Here is an 18,407-nt window from a genome sequence, read left to right on the forward strand (position 1 = left end):
CTTACTGGTTTGCTAGCTGTGGATCGATGAACGCTAATAATGCACTCACACCTACATAAGATAAACCTAAGAAAATAGCTAATGTTACATAAGTAGAGATTCTTTGTGAACGTGGAGATACTGTAATTCCCCAGCTGATGCAGAATGTCCATAGTCCATTTGCAAAGTGGAAAATTGTTGAAACAACACCAACTAAGTAGAATGCAAACATAGCTGGATTGTTTAAAATATCTGCCATCATATCATAGTTTACCTCTTTACCTAACATTGCTTGAATACGAGTTTCCCAGACGTGCCAAGAAATGAAGATCAGCGTAACGATACCTGAAATTCTTTGGAAGACGAACATCCAGTTACGGAAATAACCGTAAGAAACCGCATTGTTCTTAGCTGTAAATGCAATATATAAGCCATATATAGCATGGTACAGTATCGGTAAAAAGATGATGAAAATTTCTAGCGCATACCGGAATGGAAGGAGCTCCATAAAGCCTGCAGCTTTGTTAAAAGCCTCTGCTCCTCGTGTTGCAAAGTTGTTTACAATTAAATGTTGCGTCAAAAAGACACCAACCGGGATGACCCCCATTAATGAGTGCCACTTACGAAACGTATACTCGCGGCCTTTCATGTCCCCATTACCCCCCTTGAATGTTTGACTGCTGTTTTCAGATTAGTTTATGACAATAATGTTTTTTCACTATTGGCATAAGAAAAACTGAAAAAAATTATTCGAAATATTTCAGCATAATTTGATACCAAGTTCATTTTACTCCTATTTTTGTCGAAGCGTCAAGAAAACGTATACATAATTTGCATATAATTTGCCAATTCTTTTTTTCTTCTTATATATTCAGATTTTCCTAAAGAAAAATCTGTTTTTATAAATGTGAAATGTTATATAATAATCCCTATAGAAAGAGGGGAATATTGTGAGTAAAAATACAATCGATACAACATCTTTAGAAGATGTTTCATTGAACGCCTTCGCTTATGAATTGCTACGTGAAGAATTACTACCTGATTTAATCGGCAACGATTTAGATGGTATTTTATACTGGTCTGGTAGAAACCTTGCAAGAAAATATCCGCTAGAAACAATTGAAGAAATCATTCAGTTCTTTGAAAAGGCTGGCTGGGGCACTTTAAGCATTGTTGAACATAAGCGTCGTGAAATGCAGTTCCAACTTAAAGGCACACTCATCGCAGAACGTCAAAAACAAAAACGACATTCTTCTTATCAACTAGAAGCCGGATTCATCGCTGAACAAATCCAAAAGCAACGGAACGTCGTTGCAGAGTCATACGAAGAAAAGAAAAAACGTTCTGACTCTATTACATTTCTTGTAAAATGGGATATAAAAGATCTCATTGAAGTGTAAGCATTACCTACAGTCAACTAGACATATCAGTTTAGTTGACTTTTTTGTATTTTCATTCAGATGAGTTTATTTTAAATCTTCAGAAATTATACCAAAAAACAGAAGACGTTGTAAACTACAACGTCTTCTTATCTGTTAAATACGTATAAATCGTCTCCGCGACATTTTTCGGCATACCCGCTTCGACAAATTCCTCTATAGAAGCTTCTTTCATCTTCTTTAATGAACCAAAATGTTTTAACAATACCTTTTTCCGTTTATCACCGATTCCTGGAATATCATCCAATGCTGATTGAATGACAGATTTCCCATGTAATTGACGATGGAATGTAATCGCAAATCGATGCACCTCATCTTGAATACGCTGCAATAAATAAAATTCTTGGCTATTTCTCTCAAGCATCACAGGTTCCGGTGGATCCCCAATAATTAAATGGGAGGTTTTATGTTTATCATCTTTTACAAGACCTGCCATCGGAATATATAATCCGAGCTCATTCTCTAAAATATCACTTGCAGCCGCTAGATGGCCTTTTCCTCCATCAATAATAATCAAATCAGGTAAAGGTGAATTTTCTTTAAGTGCCCTTGTATAACGGCGCCTCACAACTTCTCTCATAGACTCATAATCATCTGGCCCTTGAACCGTTTTAATTTTATATTTTCGATACTCTTTCTTCGCCGGTTTCCCATCGATAAAAGCAATCATTGCAGAAACGGGATTTGTTCCTTGAATATTTGAGTTATCAAACGCTTCAATACGATACGGCTTTTCAATCCCAAGCTGCTTCCCTAAATGATCTACCGCTTTAATCGTTCGTTCTTCATCACGTTCAATTAAGTAAAACTTCTCTTCAAGAGCAATCTTCGCATTTTTATTTGCCAATTCTACAAGGTCTTTTTTCTTACCACGTTTCGGCTGCGTCGCTTCCACTTCTAAAAAGCGCTCTACTAATTCCGAGTCTATACTTCCTGGAACGACAATTTCCTTCGGCTTAAAATGACTACTGTTTTCATAAAATTGGCCGACAAACGTTAAAAAACCCTCTTCTGGTTCATCGTAAATTGGAAACATAGAAACATCACGTTCAATTAGCTTTCCTTTTCGAACGAAGAAAACTTGAACACACATCCATCCTTTATCCACTGCATACCCAAACACATCACGATCCACTAAGTCACTCATAATCATCTTTTGTTTTTCCATAATCGCATCAATATGAGCAATTTGATCACGCAACTCTTTTGCACGTTCAAACTCTAGTTTCTCTGAGGCCTCATACATTTTTATTTCTAGTTCTGAACGAACTTCTTTATGTCCACCGTTTAAAAACTTAATAATTTCATCTACAATTTCTTTATTTTGTTCTTCCGTCACTTCTTTCACACAAGGCGCTAAACATTGACCCATATGATAATACAAACAAACTTTATCTGGCATATTCGTGCATTTCCGAAGTGGATACATACGATCTAGCAGTTTTTTCGTTTCATGAGCAGATTGTGCATTTGGATAAGGACCAAAATATTTCCCTTTATCCTTTTTTACGTTTCGAGTAATGAGTAAGCGCGGTTGCTTCTCCGCCGTAATTTTAATAAAAGGATATGTTTTATCATCTTTTAATTGAATATTATATTTCGGATCATATTTTTTAATTAGATTTAACTCTAAAATAAGTGCTTCTAAATTCGAAGAGGTTACAATATATTCAAAATCAACAATTTCTCCTACAAGCCGCAGTGTTTTCCCATCATGTGAACCAGTAAAGTACGAGCGCACACGATTTTTAAGCACTTTTGCCTTTCCGACATATATAACCGTTCCTTGCTTATCTTTCATCAAATAACAACCAGGTTGATCTGGTAAAATAGCCAACTTCTCTTTCAAATGTTCGTGCACTCGTCTCCCTCCATTTCTACATACTTAGCATTTTTATTTTCCCTTGAAAACATACTATGCCCAAACACCCAACATACGTTCTTTTATTGTAACGGAAAGACTGTAAAAAAGAAAATAAAAAAAGCTACCAAATGGTAGCTTTTTTTATTTTAGAAGTGTTTAGAAACTAATTCTACTAACGCTTCTTTCGGTTTGTAACCTAACGCTTGATCAACTACTTTACCGTCTTTTAATACGAAAAGAGCTGGAATGCTCATTACTTCGAATTGACGAGCAGTTTCTTGGTTTTCATCAACGTCTACTTTTACTACTTTTACTTTTTCGCCTAGTTCTGCATCAATTTCCTCTAATACAGGAGCGATCATTTTACAAGGTCCACACCAAGGTGCCCAGAAATCTAATAATACAACACCTTCGCTAGTTTCTGCTGCGAAGCTTTGGTCATTTGCGTTTACAATTGCCATTTTATTTCCTCCTTCAAGTATATTCTACCAAGAGTATATCATTAACTTATATACGTGGCGAATAATATGTATCGTTATGTATTGTAACAAAAAAATGTTCCTTTATACTATATAAAAATACGGATTAAATACTAAAAAGATGAGAGACAGGGGATCTCTCACCTTTTTCTATATATAGGGGTACTTCACTTGGAACTCAAGGGTACTTAAATCATGAATGTACTTTTAACTTTTTAAACTCTTCTGTTAAAAGAGGTACAACTTCGAATAAGTCACCGACAATACCATAGTCAGCTACTTTAAAGATACTTGCTTCTGGATCTTTATTGATCGCAACGATTATTTTTGAGTTAGACATACCTGCTAAATGCTGAATCGCACCAGAAATACCACATGCAATGTATAAGTCTGGCGTAACAACTTTACCAGTTTGACCAATTTGTAATGAGTAATCACAGTATTCAGCGTCACAAGCACCACGAGATGCCCCAACAGCGCCGCCTAGTACGTCTGCTAACTCTTTTAATGGCTTAAAGCCTTCTTCACTCTTCACACCACGTCCACCAGCGATAATAACTTTTGCTTCAGAAAGATCCACACCTTCTGCTGTTTTACGGACAACATCTTGAATGATTGTACGTAAATCTTTCACATCAACTGTAATAGAAGATACGTCACCGCTGCGAGACTCATCTTTTTCCAGAGTTGCAATGTTATTTGGACGCACTGTCGCAAATAAGATGCCGTCTGTTACAATCTTCTTCTCGAATGCTTTACCAGAGTAAATTGGACGAGTGAAGATAACATTTCCACCTTCAACCTCTAAAGCAGTTACGTCAGAAACTAAACCAGCTTCAAGCTTCGCTGCTAATTTTGGTGATAAATCTTTACCAAGTGCTGTATGTCCAAAAACGATACCTTCTGGATTTTCTTCAGCATGTACAGCTAAAAACGCTTGTGCATAACCATCAGATGTATATGATTTTAATTTATCATTTTCAACTGTCACAACGCGATCTGCACCGTAATGAATCAATTCATTTGCAAAAGAGGCAACGCTGTCTCCAATTAGAAGACCTACTACTTCACCGCCTTCTGCAATTGTTTTTGCTGCTGCTACCGCTTCAAAAGAAACGTTACGTAGCGATCCATCACGAACTTCACCCATTACTAATACTTTACGAGCCATAGATTTTCCCTCCTGCATATATAATTTCGTATTTTATTAGATTACTTTCGCTTCTGTATGGAGCAACGATACAAGTTCTTTTACTTGATCTTGCAGCTCGCCTTGTAACACTTTTCCTGCATCTTTCTTAGGAGGCAAATAGATTTCAATTGTTTTTGTCTTTGCTTCCACATCATCTTCTTCTAAATCTAAATCATTTAATTCTAATTCTTCTAGCGGCTTTTTCTTCGCTTTCATAATACCTGGAAGCGATGGATAACGCGGTTCATTTAAACCTTGCTGTGCTGTTACTAAAACTGGTAATGAAGTTGCAATCACTTCTGTATCACCTTCAACATCACGCTCAATCTTCACATTTGTACCGTCAATTTCAAGTTTTGTAATTGTCGTTACATACGGAATATTTAACGCTTCAGCTACGCGTGGTCCTACTTGTCCAGATGCACCATCAATTGCAACGTTTCCGCCTAAAATTAAATCTGCATCTTTATCTTTTAAATATTCAGCAAGCACTTTTGCTGTCGTGAACTGGTCACCATTTTCTACATCATCTTCAATATTAATTAATACAGCTTTATCACAGCCCATTGCTAATGCAGTACGAAGTTCTTTCTCACTATCTTCGCCACCAACTGTTACAACTGTAACTTCTCCACCTTGTGCGTCTCTTACTTGAATTGCTTCTTCAATTGCATATTCATCGTAAGGGTTGATGATGAATTCCGCTTCGCCATCGTAAATTGCACCGTTTTTAATTACGATTTTTTCTTCTGTATCAAATGTTCGTTTCATGAGTACGTAGATGTTCATTCCATTTACCCCCTTGTTTTTCAGAAAGATTCTATCAATTTTAATTTTCTGTTAATTTATATTAAAAAATAATTGAACTACCTGCCACTAAATGAAGGTTTACGCTTTTCTAAAAATGCAGCTACACCTTCTCTTCCATCTTCACTCGTAAATACTTCACCAAAAATCTGTGATTCACGTTGTACACCTTCATAGTAATGAGACGATTTTGTCGTTTGCAATAACTCTAGTACAGCACGAGTTGTTGCTGGACTTTTTCCAGCAATTTGTTTTGCAACTTTAAGCGTATCATCTAAAAGAGATTCTTCAGAGAACAATCCGTTAACAAGTCCCCACTTTAATGCTTCTGCACCAGTAATTGGTGTACTTGTTAACATCATTTCACAAGCTTTCGCTTTCCCAACATAACGTGGTAAGCGCTGTGTACCTGCAAAGCCAGGAATTAATCCAAGTGTTAATTCAGGTAAACCAAGTTTTGCACTTTCAGTTGCAAAGCGCATGTGGCAAGACATAGCAAACTCAAGGCCGCCGCCCAGTGCCGCTCCATGAATTGCCGCAATAACTGGTTTTGAACATTTTTCAACACGCTCAAACGTAACTTGTCCAAGCTGTGCTAATTCTGTTGCTTGCTTCGCTTCAGTAACAGATGTAAATTCTTTAATATCTGCTCCCGCTGAGAAGAAACGTCCTTCACCGTGAATAACAACAACACGAATGTTATCATCCTTTTCCACTTGATCAATTAATTCAGTAACGTCATGCATAACTTGTGAAGACATCGCATTCGCTGGTGCGTGATTTAATGTCGCCACCGCGATATGATCTTCAACTCTTACAGATAGGAATTTCAACATGATCCCTCCCATTATTGACGATAACCACAAGCTGCAATAAGTAGCCCGTGTACCGTTTTTGAAAGTGCGACCAGATCATACTTATGATCGCTCATTACCCAATTGGTCACTACTTCATCTACTGTTCCAAAGATCATTTGTCTTGCCACGCGAACATTTAAATCTGCTTGAAATTCACCTTGTTTTATACCAGTCTCTAAAATCTCATCCATAACTTGTAAGTAGCCTTTTAATACTTCATTTATTTTAAGGCGCAAGTCTTGATTGGACTGCCTCAGCTCTAATTGCGTAACGATAGCAAGAGGATCATTTTGCGACAACAGCAAGAAGTGCGTTTCTACCAACATGAATAACTTCGATACAGCGCTTTCAATTCCTGCTGTTTTTTGACGAATTGTTTCGACAAATTCTCCCATCTTCTCTTGGAATAAGGATATTAATATATCTTCTTTATTTTTAAAATATAAATAAATCGTGCCATCAGCTACCCCAGCTTGCTTTGCGATTTTAGAAACTTGCGCTTGGTGGTACCCATTCTCCGCAATCACAATGACTGCCGCATCAATAATTTGATTGTATTTCGGTCTATTTTTCTTCACTTTACTGTCCCCTTCAAGAAGATGACTGAATGAATAGTCATTCATATTCTTATAATACTGACTATTTAGAAAAGTGTCAATCCTATTTTTTCAAAAAGAAAGGGCCTTAGCCCGTTTGCTCATCCTCATTCTTTCTCTTCTCTTCATCTATTAGAACACGGCGTAAAATTTTCCCTACTGTCGTTTTTGGCAATTCATCTCTAAACTCATATACTTTCGGCACTTTATAAGCCGCTAAATATTTACGTGCAAACTGATTTAATTCTTCCTCAGAGCACTCCGTACCTTCTTTTAACACAACAAATGCTTTAACTGTCTCTCCTCGGTACGGATCTGGAACTCCAATTGTCACTACTTCTTGCACTTTTTCATGCTCATATAATACTTCTTCAACTTCACGAGGATACACATTAAATCCACTCGCGACAATCATATCTTTCTTGCGATCTTTTACATAGAAGAATCCATCTTCATCCATGTAGCCAACATCACCTGTATGGAGCCAGCCATCTTGCAATACAGCCGCTGTTTCCTCTGGCTTATTCCAATATCCTTTCATAATTTGAGGGCCTTTCACTACAATTTCACCTATTTCTCCTGGCGGTAATGCCTCACCAGTTTCAAGCGACATAATGATTGCTTCTGTATCTGGCCACGGAACTCCGATGCTACCTGGCACTCGCTTTTCCCATAAAAAATTACTATGTGTAACCGGAGAGGATTCTGTTAAACCATATCCCTCTACTAGTTTACCACCTGTAACTTTTTCGAACTTTTCCTGTACTTCTACTGGCAGTGGTGCTGATCCACTAATACAAGCACGAATAGAAGAAATATCGTATTCTTTTAAAAGCGGACTATTTAAAAGAGCGATATAAATAGTTGGTGCCCCTGGAAACAATGTCACTTTATGCTTCTTAATCGCTTCAAAAACCATTTTCATATCAAACTTTGGAATAAGGACCATTTTGTATCCTTGCATAATACTTAAATTCATAACAGCTGTCATACCATAAACATGGAAAAATGGAAGAACCCCAAGAACGACTTCTTCTCCTTCTTTGCAATTATATAACCATTGAACTCCCATTAACGTGTTAGAGACGAGGTTTTTATGCGTTAACATAACTCCTTTCGGAAATCCGGTTGTTCCTCCTGTGTACTGTAAAAGAGCTAGATCATTTTCAGGATCACAAGGCACCTCAACATCCGTATTCACTTCTTTTTCTACTGAATTCCAAAGATGAATCGTTTCACTCTCTGATACTTTCACAACTAAATTTGACTGTTTTTTCTGCACAAATGGATACAATAGATTTTTAGGGAATGGTAAAAAGTCCGCAATACGAGTTACGATAATATGCTTAATTTTTGTAGCAGATTGAACATTCGTTACTCTTGGAAACACTAAATCGAGACAAAGAATTACTTTTGCTCCCGAGTCATGAAGCTGATATTCTAATTCTCTTTCTGTATACAGTGGGTTTGTTTGTACTACGATACCTCCCGCAAGTAATGTGCCGTAATAACCAATTACAGCTTGCGGACAATTCGGCAACATAATAGCAACTCGATCACCCTTTTCCACACCGAGCTTTTGAAGATAATTTGCAAACCTCTTCACCTTATCATGGAAGTCCGAAAACGTAATATCCTTCCCTAAAAAGTGAAGCGCTTTCTTTTCTGGGTAGCGAGATGCCATCTGTTCTACATATCTATGAAGCGGCTGAATATCATAAGAAATCGTACTAGGAATTTCCTCTGGATAACTTTTCAACCATGGTTTTTCCACCTTCATTCCCCCTTCAAATATATAAAAAATAAATGAATGTTCATTCATGATGGTTATTTTCATTTCATTATATTATAGTCACCATAACGTTACAATCATAATATTCTGACTTTTATATAACTATGCTTTACTTCATTAACTTCTTATTATATGTAGAAACTCTCTTACTCTTAAAAGAGTAAGAGAGTTATGGCTTAGCTCAATCTTATTATCGTTAACACTGCTCCTGGAGTAGTTGTTGATAATGTTGCGACAGCTAACAAACCAAATAATTGCAAGCTAATAGCATCTCCTGCTGCAAGAGTTGTAATGATTGTTGCGCTAAATGATGTGGTCGCTACAGCAGGAGAATTGATTGTTCCGGCAAGTGGTGCTCCATTGATTGTAATCCGTGAACTAACTAATAATGAAGCCGTTATATTAATCGAATATGAAATATAGTAATTTCCAGCATTTGCAACCGTAAATACTGTATTTCCCCCGGAAACCGTAATACCTGGACCAATATTTTGATTATTCGGAAGCGGGACATTCGTTCCACCTAGAAGTACTGATATCGCTGTTCCTGAGGTATTATTTGCAAATGCATATGTCGCCGTGATACTTGTACCTGTAGCCCCGGTTGAGCCTGTTGCTCCTGTTATTCCCGTCGCTCCCGTTGGACCTGTTGGACCTGTTGAGCCTGTTGCTCCTGTTATTCCTGTCGCTCCCGTTGGACCTGTTGAGCCCGTTGCTCCTGTTATTCCTGTCGCTCCCGTTGGACCTGTTGAACCCGTTGCTCCTGTTATTCCCGTCGCTCCCGTTGGACCTGTTGAGCCTGTTGCCCCTGTTATTCCTGTCGCTCCCGTTGGACCTGTTGAGCCCGTTGCTCCTGTTATTCCTGTCGCTCCCGTTGGACCTGTTGAACCTGTCGCTCCCGTTGGGCCTGTTGAACCTGTCGCTCCCGTTGGACCTGTTGAACCTGTCGCTCCCGTTGAACCTGTCGCTCCTGTTGAACCCGTTGCTCCTGTTATTCCCGTTGCTCCCGTTGGACCTGTGTCGCCTGTCGCTCCCGTTGGACCTGTTGAACCTGTCGGACCAACCTTAGGAACTGTCCCATCGCAACTAAAACAGCATGAATCAACATGTACACCATTTTGATTATTACACCCACAATATCCATTTATGTTATTGCTCCATGAAGACATGTTGATCACTTCCTTTACATTCGATCTTTTTAGCGCAATCACCGAATTAAAAAACACCTATCTAAATAACAAAGAAATACTTTGCCTAGTCGGGGATAAAACACAGATTTCCTCCATACATTCTAGTAATTATTACATGCGATTCTCACTCCTTTTGCTTGTACTTTCGCCCCCTCTCCACAGATTATTAACCATACACATTACACTTTCGTACACAGCCAAGTTCCCATTTAAACTTTTCACATTCGCCAATATTTTTAGTAAAGAGACTTACTCTCCATAAAGTGAAACTTTAATCAGCCCGACTCCCACCTAACTTCTTTGCTCCATCCAAATTTTGAGATGTGAATCTTACAGCCGGACAAATAGCGGGATAAATAACGACTATAATATATAAAAATTCATATAATTTGTTATTTTTCGTCAAAATTTTAAAAATATATTGACACTTAAAATATCCTCATAGTATGATTTGGGTGCTGTAATTGATAACCATTTTCACTTATGGTACTAGTTACAAAAAACACTTAATTTGGGGGCAGAAGATGAAGAAAATTCTCAGTATTTTCATAGTAGTTCTTTTATTCGCTGTTGGATGCGGACAGCAAAAAGAGGAGAAAAAAGAAACAAAAGCGGACAATAAAAATCAAGCTATAACAATTAAACACGCTGAAGGGGAAACGAAGTTAGATAAACCAGCAAAAAAAGTAGTTGTACTTGAGTGGGTATATTCTGAAGACTTATTAGCACTTGGTGTTCAGCCAGTAGGGATGGCAGACATTAAGAATTATAATAAATGGGTAAATACAAAAACAAAACCGAGTAAAGATGTTGTAGATGTAGGGACACGTCAACAACCAAACTTAGAAGAAATTAGCCGTTTAAAACCAGACTTAATTATTACAGCTTCATTCCGTGGTAAAGCAATTAAAAATGAATTAGAGCAAATTGCACCAACAGTTATGTTTGATCCATCAACAAGCAATAACGATCACTTTGCTGAAATGACAGAAACATTTAAACAAATTGCAAAAGCAGTTGGAAAAGAAGAAGAAGGTAAAAAAGTATTAGCTGATATGGATAAAGCATTCGCTGATGCAAAAGCAAAAATTGAGAAAGCAGACTTAAAAGATAAAAACATCGCAATGGCACAAGCATTTACTGCTAAAAACGTACCAACATTCCGTATCTTAACTGACAATTCTTTAGCTTTACAAGTTACAAAAAAATTAGGTCTAACAAATACTTTTGAAGCAGGAAAATCTGAGCCAGATGGTTTCAAACAAACAACTGTAGAATCATTACAAAGTGTACAAGATTCAAACTTCATTTACATTGTAGCGGATGAAGATAACATTTTTGACACGCAACTAAAAGGCAACCCTGCTTGGGAAGAATTAAAGTTCAAAAAAGAAAACAAAATGTATAAATTAAAAGGCGACACTTGGATTTTCGGTGGTCCTGAGTCTGCAACATCTTTAGCAACACAAGTAGCAGATGTAATGACAGCGAAGAAGTGATTACACGATGAATAGCCTAAAACATACACTTCGAGCAAGTCTTGTATTCGGAGGAGGAGCAGCTCTCTTGCTCCTCCTTTTCTTTATTCATATCGGACAAGGTCAAGCAAACATTTCCTATAGTATGATTATTGATGCTCTTATCTCACCGAACCAATCGCTAGAACATCAAGCTTTAATCATGCTTCGATTACCTAGAGCTGTAATTGCCATTTTAGCTGGAGGCGCTCTTGCTGCATCAGGGGTTATTTTACAAACGTTAACGAAAAATCCACTTGCTGAATCCAGTACAATGGGTATTCACTCTGGCGCATATTTCTTTCTAGTAGCGGCTACAATTTTCTTACCGAAAGATTTACAAATTAATTCTCTTCTGTTCACATTTATCGGTGGTGCTATTACTGCTTTATTTGTATACCGTATTTCTGGTGGAAAAAAGGGAACCCCACTTAGAATGGCATTAGCTGGTATGGTCGTTACATTAATGCTCTCTGCCTTTACCGGAACGATGCAGCTTTTCTATGAAAATGAAACAGCTGGTTTATTTTTATGGGGAGCTGGCTCTCTTATTCAAAATAACTGGGATGGCGTTCAATTTGCTTTTCCATTTATCATTATTTCTTTCCTAGTTTTACTATTTATGTCTCGTAAACTCAACATTCTCTTACTTGGTGATGATGTTGCTATTTCTCTTGGTGAAAAAACAGCAGTAACACGTCTTATCGCCTTCATTGCTGCAATCTTTTAACAGCAGTAATTGTTACTGTTGTTGGACCAATTGGCTTTGTCGGCTTAGTTGCACCTCATTTAATGCGCCTTATCGGATACCGTCAACACTTTACTCTTCTTCTCTCTTCTTTCTTATGGGGGGCAGTATTATTGCTTGGAGCAGATGTTGTCGGTAGATTAATAGATCCAACCGGTGCAGAACTTCCTGTTGGGGCAGTCACAGCAATGATTGGATCTCCTTGGCTTATTTACTTAGTGTATCGAATGATGAAGTCGAAACAATATATGAATGATAACGGTGCGAATGCAGCTGGAGCTAGTTCCCGCTATTACTCTTATAAAAAGGTAATCATTATATCTATCACACTTTGTATTGTGACGATTGCTCTTGGTGTTACAATCGGTAGTAACGCTTATATCGAAAGCATTACTAATGTTATATCAGGTCAATTAACACAATTTGACAAAAATATGATGATGAATCTTCGTTTACCAAGAATGCTCGTTGCTGCTATTGCTGGCGCATGCCTTGCAATAAGTGGGCTTGTTTTCCAAAGTATATTACGAAACCCACTTGCCGATCCTTCTATTATTGGTATTTCATCGGGAGCTGGTGTCGGTGCTTTAACGATTATGTATGTCTTTCCTGCACTTCCTGGTTTCTTCCTACCAATTGGTTCATTTATTGGCGGACTACTTGCAGTTGGAATTGTCCTCTTCTTCTCTTGGAAATCAGGATTTAGTCCAACAGCTCTCGCTTTAATAGGGATTGGTATTTCTGCACTTGGCTCAGCAATTATTCAAATCTTTATCGTTAGAGCCAATTTGAATGTTGCCGCTGCTTTAACATGGTTATCTGGCAGTACGTATGCAAGAGGGTGGAATCATTAGAAAATATCATTCTATATCCATCTCTAATTCTTGTATTCATTATCTTTTTCTTAATAAAACAACTTGACGTTCTCGTACTGGGAGACGATTTAGCAACTGGACTTGGGCAACCAGTAAATAAAACACGTCTTGCTCTAATTGTGCTAGCGACACTACTTGCATCAGTAAATATCGCTGCTGTCGGTACAATTGCCTTTTTAGGCCTTGTCGCACCTCACTTAGCAAGAATTGTTGTTGGTATGAACCATCAAAGACTATTCGTTTGTTCAGCACTATTTGGAGCAATCCTTCTTTCTGTTGCTGACTTACTTGGACGTACAATCGCATATCCGAAAGAAATTCCTTCTGGCCTTGTCGTTGCTGTACTTGGAGCACCTTATTTCTTATGGTTGATGAGGAAGAGTGGGAAGAAAGTTAATTAAAAAGGAGGCTTCGTTTTAGAAGCCTCCTTTTTATATACTAAATAAAGTGAAACTTTAATTAGTGGGGGGGTTCTTCATCCCCACTGATTATTAACCCAAACCAATTGGGCTTTTATGAGCAGTGGATCTCCCACCTAACTTCTTTGCTCCAGCCGAATCTTGAGGTGGGAATTTTACTGCAGGTGAATAGCGGGATAAATTACTCTGATCTCACTAATTTCACAGATTTAGTCCCTCCCATAAACTCATGATGTACAGTTAATGTGTTCTCCTCAAGTTTCAAATCAACCTTCTGTTTTCTTTCTCCCATTAAAAATACAAGCTCTATGGAAATAATCCCTTGGTCCACACTTAATATTCGAAAGTCTCCTATAGTAGTCCCTTTCCCAAAAATATTATGTTCCATAAATTCTCCGCCTGTTTTCTCACTATTAATAGATTCTATTTCCAACCCAACTGGCCTGTCTGTACTTTCTGATGACATCCAAGACCCCTTTAACTTTCCAATATCAGCCTCTTTTTTCTTTTCATTTTTTAACTTTTCATTTTTTAACTCTTCCTCTTTTTTCTTAACTTCTGCTTGTTGAGTTAGTAAGCCATCTATTTGCTTATTCAGCTCTTCGGCCCGTTGATTTTCCGAAATAAATTGTTGATTTTGGCCAGTATCGTTAACAATTTTATTTACTATCCCTTTAGCCTCTTCATACTTTTTATCATTCTTTAACTTCTCTGCCTTTTCCAATTGACCTATATATTGACCTTTTAACTCTTTATGCTCTATGAGCGAATCTTTTTGTTCTTTCGCTTGACTTTGAAGGATTGCGGAACCATCTTTCATCTTTTCTACTTCTTGAAACAAACCTATTGCTTGTTCTATATTTCCACTCGATTTCTCTTTTATCGAACTTATCATCTTAGTAGTTTGGTCTTTTAATACCTTTGCTTCTTTATCATCCTTTTTCTCTTCTAATGCTAGCTCAAATGATGCTACTGCCGTGTCATATTCTTTACTCGCTAACGCCAATTTCCCTTGATCCATTGCTTTTTTATAGGTTTCATTGCTACATCCTACCATTAAAAATAAAATTATGATTCCTAAAATCAATCTTTTCATAATATCCCCCTAAATTAATATAATTCTATATACACTAAATAGTATCATAAAATTTATATATAAAATTTTAAATACCATCATTAAAACATAAAGGGAACTTGTCATTTCTTCTCGAACTTAATCTATGAACATAAGTAGAGGGGGATAACAATAATGTACCAAACAATTGACGGCTTCTTGCAATCATGGACATACGAAGCAGAGTCTACTCAGAAAATGCTTGATTCATTAACCGATGCATCTTTATCACAAGAAATTGCACCTGGACATTGGACGTTAGGAAGAGTCGCTTGGCATATCGTGACGGCAATTCCTGTTATACTATCTGGCACAGGGCTAAAGTTTGAAGGAGAAACGAAAGATTATCCTGTTCCAACTTCTGCAAAAACAATTGCAGATGAGTACCGTAAAGTGAATGCGGCTTTTGTTGAAGCACTTCAAAGCGAATGGACTAATAAAGATTTAGCAACTATTAATGACTTCTTTGGTCGCCCTATGCCGAATTCTATATTTTTAATGACACTTATTAATCATCAAAATCATCACCGCGGGCAAATGACGGTTTTAATGCGACAAGCCGGCTTAACAGTTCCTGGCGTATATGGCCCCGCAAAAGAAGAATGGGCTGCGGCTGGAATGGAAGCTCCTAAAATGTAACGACAAAAAAGACAAGGTGTTTACACATCTTGTCTTTTTCTGTAACTTGTTTCATGTGAAACTATTTTTTCTAAATGGTTGTTTTATGGAATATATAGGTTAAAATGAATACATATTACGAAGAGGGGTAACCAAATTGAATACAAAAAATAAAAAAATAGCTATGGGAACTATTTTACTAACTTCTATTATTGGAGTTATTAGTATATCTCTTTATTTCACCTATTATGGTACCCCTTGGGGAAAACAAACAGCAATTACGGAATCAAAAGAATATATTACAAAATACTTCGATTTAGATGCGGCAGTCAAAAATACTTCTTACGATGCTAAAATGAATAGCTATGCGATCTCCTTTAAAACAAGTACCGACGGAGAGTTTACTATCGAATATAAAAGTCCAAATAACTTTAACATTTCTCCAGGAGTACAAGATTATTTAAGTAAACACTCTAAATTTACAGAGTAGTAACGAAGCATATATATACAAAAAAGGAGTTAGTATAACACCAACTCCTTTTACGTATTCTTATCATACTGCTATATCTTCCTTCTCTATATTTTTAATGCCGTAATACGCAATCACAACTCCAATTGCTGCGAGTGCTAGTTGAAGGGGAAGAAAAGTTGCTGTAGAAAACTCTGGGTTGCCATTCATTGCAATTGTGACAACGATAAGAGATGAAACAATTGTAGTTGGCACGGAACGTTTACGCATTCCGAAATATAATGGGATTAAACTCATCCCCGCAGTTGCAATGGCCAAAGGAACTAGTTTTATTCCTTCTTGCATCAATTGATCTACTGTAAATGAATTAGGAAGAATTGAAAAATAGCTATCTATACCAAAGAAAACTCCTACTACTAAAATGTTAGATACAATAACTGTTATAAATGTTACTATTGCTGCAATAGCCAACTTACTAGCCATCATTTTCTTCCGATTAATAGGGTAAGAAAACATAAGTAGTATTGTTTTATTTTTATATTCACCAATTATTAGCCTTGCGATTAATACACTACCAAAAACAATAAACGTTGCTCTTACTATTGTGCTAGCCATTAACAATATCGTCTCTGGATTCCTTATTTCTGCATCACCTTCTACTTGAGCAATGATGCTCACAAAGATCATTAATGCCAGTATAACAATATTTGCAATAATTGCTCTCTTCACGTACCAACCAAGCTTAAACTTTTTCAATTCTAGCTTCATTAAATGTAGCATGATAGTGTCCTCCTTCCTCCTAAGATTTAATCAATATAAATGACTCCTGTTTCACTTAAAATCTTCGCTTCATTTTTTGCATCACCAATCGTTCCTACTTTTATTTTTTCTGTATTTTTATCTTTCTTAAGTCCTTTTAAATCTACTATTACGTCAGCCGAATTACTTTTAGCCATAAGCTTCAATGATGCCGGGACACCTTTATACCGTACGCCAATATCCCCTGATTTTGTTTCTATAAATAATGATTTTCCTTCTGTCATATCTTTCAGCAATACTTCCCCAGATGTTGAAGTGATGTTCATATTTGAGTTACTTACATTTGTTATATAGTTATCACCAGTCGTAGACTTTATATTTAATTCTTGTACTGAACTATCTTTTACAACTAACTCTCCACTTTGCGATATGAATTCACCTTTCTCGGCTGATAGTCCTACAATCATTCCATCCCCAGATTTGCCTTTCGTCATGATACTTTTTACTACTAGATCTCTTATTTTCACATCACCCGATTTATTATTTACTATAATTTTATCTATCTCTTTCTTCGGAATAGCTATACATATACTATTCTTCTTCCTAAACGTAAAACCATTAAAAAATTTGTTCGCCTCTTGTTTTTGCTTAACCATAATTTTATTTTCATCATTTTCTATTTTGACGGGATCTATCTCTTTATCTGCTTGTTCACCTTGAGCGGAAATTACTATTTTATTAGCGTCTGTACTTTTAAATTCAAGATTCCAGTTTTCATTGTCTACTTGTATTTCTTTTATATTATTTATCTCAAAAGACTTTTCTTTCTTAAAATCTTTCCCCTGAAACACCTTAATACCAAAAACTACACTAGCAATTGTAATGAATAATATTGCAATTACTATTATTTTTTTCACCAGTCATACCCCAGTTCGTTGTTGTTTTAGGCTTGCTTCACGCCACATCGATCTTGTCGATTTTACGAAACGATAGATAACTAATGAAAATTCCTAATAAACAGAGCACGATTGGGATAGCTATAAAATCAAACATACTTACTTGACCGTTTCCAGGACCATAGTTACCACTAATCAGCAAGCCAATTATTACTGCTGAAGTAATCGTTGTCGGTGTCGATTTCTTTCTCATTCCAAAAAATAAAGGAATTAAACTTATACCAGATATCATAAATGCACTTATAATAGTACCTGGAACGATAGCTATTATTTCACCTATCGTAGCAGGTGTTTCAATCAGTCCCATCATTGGACTCACAAAATATACGAGCAAGCTAATAATGAAAGTCGCGATAATCGTGCTCACAAAACAAAAACAGAAAACAATTGTTAATTTCGCACTCATTAGCATTTTCCTTTGTAGCGGATACATAAATGATAGTTGTATCGTTTTGTTCTTATACTCATCAATTACTAAACGTGATAAAATGACTGAACTAAAAATAATGAATGTTATCCTAATAAAAATATTTACTAAAGCCATGTTCTGTGTGAAGTCAAAGAAGAGCACGTCTCCCTCGGCTTTCATTCCCCATGCCATAAGGCTTACTGCAGCGAAAATTGCTATAATACAAATTGCTACACTTTTAAAGTAACTAGATAATTGATGTTTCTTCCATTCGAGCTTCATTAATTTAAACATATAAACCACGCCTCCATTCTTTATATACCTGTCT

The 18,407-nt window shown here is 36.8% G+C and carries 17 protein-coding genes and 1 pseudogene; 5 read left to right on the plus strand and 13 right to left on the minus strand.

Features of this window, described 5'->3' with window-relative positions:
• Position 1: 1 nt before the first annotated feature.
• Entirely contained in the window at positions 2-628 is a 627-nt protein-coding gene (sdhC, locus tag V6946_RS24140; protein ID WP_000678354.1) for a succinate dehydrogenase cytochrome B558, read from the minus strand.
• Positions 629-929: 301 nt separating this feature from the next.
• Between sdhC and V6946_RS24145 the strand changes: the two genes are divergently transcribed.
• On the plus strand, positions 930-1,379 hold the full coding sequence (locus V6946_RS24145) for a YslB family protein (protein ID WP_000042221.1): 450 nt from the start codon (positions 930-932) through the stop codon (positions 1,377-1,379).
• Positions 1,380-1,494: 115 nt separating this feature from the next.
• Here the strand turns inward: V6946_RS24145 and uvrC are convergent, their stop codons facing one another.
• The 8 genes from uvrC to V6946_RS24185 all read right to left on the minus strand — a co-directional run bounded on the left by uvrC (position 1,495) and on the right by V6946_RS24185 (position 10,174).
• Entirely contained in the window at positions 1,495-3,279 is a 1,785-nt protein-coding gene (uvrC, locus tag V6946_RS24150; protein ID WP_406622131.1) for an excinuclease ABC subunit C, read from the minus strand.
• 149 nt (positions 3,280-3,428) lie between these two features.
• Positions 3,429-3,743: a thioredoxin gene (gene trxA, locus V6946_RS24155; protein ID WP_001018943.1), complete on the minus strand. Its 315-nt coding sequence runs from the start codon at positions 3,741-3,743 to the stop codon at positions 3,429-3,431.
• Between the two features lie 211 nt (positions 3,744-3,954).
• Positions 3,955-4,932 (minus strand): electron transfer flavoprotein subunit alpha, encoded by a 978-nt coding sequence (gene etfA / locus V6946_RS24160; RefSeq protein WP_000101945.1) that lies wholly within the window; start codon positions 4,930-4,932, stop codon positions 3,955-3,957.
• A 36-nt stretch (positions 4,933-4,968) separates the two neighbouring features.
• Positions 4,969-5,742 carry an electron transfer flavoprotein subunit beta gene (gene etfB, locus V6946_RS24165; protein WP_366981626.1) on the minus strand — a complete coding sequence of 258 codons (774 nt, stop codon included), beginning with the start codon at positions 5,740-5,742 and terminating at the stop codon, positions 4,969-4,971.
• A 77-nt stretch (positions 5,743-5,819) separates the two neighbouring features.
• Positions 5,820-6,596 carry an enoyl-CoA hydratase gene (locus tag V6946_RS24170; RefSeq protein ID WP_000911292.1) on the minus strand — a complete coding sequence of 259 codons (777 nt, stop codon included), beginning with the start codon at positions 6,594-6,596 and terminating at the stop codon, positions 5,820-5,822.
• Between the two features lie 11 nt (positions 6,597-6,607).
• On the minus strand, positions 6,608-7,240 hold the full coding sequence (locus V6946_RS24175) for a TetR/AcrR family transcriptional regulator (protein ID WP_002001012.1): 633 nt from the start codon (positions 7,238-7,240) through the stop codon (positions 6,608-6,610).
• Positions 7,241-7,301: 61 nt separating this feature from the next.
• Positions 7,302-8,987 carry a long-chain-fatty-acid--CoA ligase gene (locus V6946_RS24180; protein WP_033692276.1) on the minus strand — a complete coding sequence of 562 codons (1,686 nt, stop codon included), beginning with the start codon at positions 8,985-8,987 and terminating at the stop codon, positions 7,302-7,304.
• 194 nt (positions 8,988-9,181) lie between these two features.
• Positions 9,182-10,174, minus strand: a complete 993-nt coding sequence (locus tag V6946_RS24185; protein ID WP_406622132.1) for a BclA C-terminal domain-containing protein — start codon at positions 10,172-10,174, stop codon at positions 9,182-9,184.
• Between the two features lie 545 nt (positions 10,175-10,719).
• Between V6946_RS24185 and V6946_RS24190 the strand changes: the two genes are divergently transcribed.
• Complete coding sequence (locus V6946_RS24190; protein ID WP_000722821.1) at positions 10,720-11,694, plus strand: ABC transporter substrate-binding protein; 975 nt, start codon at positions 10,720-10,722, stop codon at positions 11,692-11,694.
• Between the two features lie 7 nt (positions 11,695-11,701).
• Positions 11,702-13,736 (plus strand): annotated as a pseudogene (fhuB, locus tag V6946_RS24195) (Fe(3+)-hydroxamate ABC transporter permease FhuB).
• 199 nt (positions 13,737-13,935) lie between these two features.
• Here fhuB and V6946_RS24200 read toward each other — a convergent pair.
• Positions 13,936-14,850: a hypothetical protein gene (locus V6946_RS24200; RefSeq protein ID WP_336455925.1), complete on the minus strand. Its 915-nt coding sequence runs from the start codon at positions 14,848-14,850 to the stop codon at positions 13,936-13,938.
• Between the two features lie 153 nt (positions 14,851-15,003).
• On the opposite strand from V6946_RS24200, the gene V6946_RS24205 reads away from it, so the two are divergent.
• A complete protein-coding gene (locus tag V6946_RS24205; RefSeq protein WP_000284954.1) occupies positions 15,004-15,507 on the plus strand; it encodes a DinB family protein in 504 nt (167 codons plus the stop codon).
• A 136-nt stretch (positions 15,508-15,643) separates the two neighbouring features.
• Positions 15,644-15,976, plus strand: a complete 333-nt coding sequence (locus V6946_RS24210) for a hypothetical protein (RefSeq protein WP_016123428.1) — start codon at positions 15,644-15,646, stop codon at positions 15,974-15,976.
• Between the two features lie 63 nt (positions 15,977-16,039).
• Here the strand turns inward: V6946_RS24210 and V6946_RS24215 are convergent, their stop codons facing one another.
• Genes V6946_RS24215 through V6946_RS24225 form a run of 3 tightly spaced genes read right to left on the minus strand, consistent with a single transcriptional unit; the run spans position 16,040 to position 18,373 of the window.
• Positions 16,040-16,735 (minus strand): ABC transporter permease, encoded by a 696-nt coding sequence (locus tag V6946_RS24215; protein WP_006917761.1) that lies wholly within the window; start codon positions 16,733-16,735, stop codon positions 16,040-16,042.
• 26 nt (positions 16,736-16,761) lie between these two features.
• Positions 16,762-17,631: a DUF4097 family beta strand repeat-containing protein gene (locus V6946_RS24220; RefSeq protein ID WP_000721005.1), complete on the minus strand. Its 870-nt coding sequence runs from the start codon at positions 17,629-17,631 to the stop codon at positions 16,762-16,764.
• 37 nt (positions 17,632-17,668) lie between these two features.
• Positions 17,669-18,373: an ABC transporter permease gene (locus V6946_RS24225; RefSeq protein ID WP_000475549.1), complete on the minus strand. Its 705-nt coding sequence runs from the start codon at positions 18,371-18,373 to the stop codon at positions 17,669-17,671.
• Between the last annotated feature and the right edge of the window lie 34 nt (positions 18,374-18,407).

This window comes from Bacillus sp. PPSBB_2 (assembly GCF_045291115.1).
In the GTDB taxonomy this organism is placed as follows: Bacteria; Bacillota; Bacilli; order Bacillales; family Bacillaceae_G; genus Bacillus_A; species Bacillus_A cereus.